Raw genomic sequence first — 1,109 nt, 5'->3', positions numbered from 1 at the left:
GCCTCCTTGCCGGACGGAGGTGGGGCGCAGAGCATCGGCATCGCCTTGCAATCCGGGTCGCAGCGAAAGATGGCCATGCTGCTGCTCAAACAGGGGCAAGGCGTGCGGGATGCCTACACCATTGCCTGCCGATCGGCGCGGGAGCAGAAATCCATTCTCGAGCACATGGCCGAAGAGGTTGGCGCCCTGCCGGTGACCGACGACTATGTGCGTCGCGCCCTATCCGTTGCGTTGGCGGATGGGCTGGCTCAGGGGCAGCCGCCTGTTCCGGGGCTGATCGAGGTTGTCCGGCTGTGCGGCTTTGCCGGCTTGCGACCGGAGGCGAAATCAACAGCGGACCTGATTGCCGATCTGGAATCGACGCCTGTTGTGAAGGCGCTTGTACCCAGGCAGCTGGCAGCCCTCATCACCGCCAGCGAGGAATGGTGGGATCGCCACGAGACGATCGACAGCTGGTTTGAAGACAGTGATGCCGCACATGCCGTCCTTGGAAAGGCGCGGAGCGCGAAATCTGGGGAGTCGGCACTCTGGAAATGGCTCGATGGTCGGCGGGATTGGTGGGCGCGCATTCTGGCGCGATCCGCGGAAGTCCTCGAGGCGGCGCGGCACCCGGATGCGGCGAGCTTCGCCGCATGTGCCATGGCCCTGCTCGAGGGGCGTGATCTGAGAAAGATCCCGGTCATGCTGGATGTGCATGAGCAGACCATTGAGGCCTGGATCCACGATGATCCGGAGTTGGGGCCTGACATGACACTTGAGGAGCTTGCGCAGGAAGCCCCCGAACCTGAACAGAAGGGGGAGATGGCCAGGCTGCTGCGGGGAAGTGGCCTCTCGGTCGATTGGTTGGACGGCTATCTGACTGGCATCGTGATTGCGCCTCAGATGCTGATGCCAAACCAGTGGCTGTCCCCGATCCTCGAGCCGGTCCTGCCGCAGATCGACCCTTCCCGGTTCCAGCGCTTCATGGACCTTCTGATGATGCGCGCCCAAGGGATTTCGGATGTGGCATCAGCGGCCGACGATCTGGCTGCAAGCATCTCGGGGCGTTCGAAGACGGGGCAGGCGGCATGGTGGGAGGGGATTTGCAACGCGCTCAGCCGGTTCCGGTC

Annotated in this window: 1 protein-coding gene; it reads left to right on the top strand. The window is 63.8% G+C overall.

From position 1 onward, the window contains the following. Positions 1–69 precede the first annotated feature (69 nt). Positions 70–1,109: UPF0149 family protein (locus tag V6590_RS20770; protein ID WP_335425620.1), on the top strand; the 1,040-nt coding region annotated here is incomplete at its 3' end.

It is taken from the genome of Gemmobacter denitrificans (assembly GCF_036964905.1).
In the GTDB taxonomy this organism is placed as follows: domain Bacteria; phylum Pseudomonadota; class Alphaproteobacteria; order Rhodobacterales; family Rhodobacteraceae; genus Gemmobacter; species Gemmobacter denitrificans.
The sequence above is the reverse complement of the archived record's forward strand: the minus strand, read 5'-3'. Positions and strand labels throughout refer to the sequence as shown.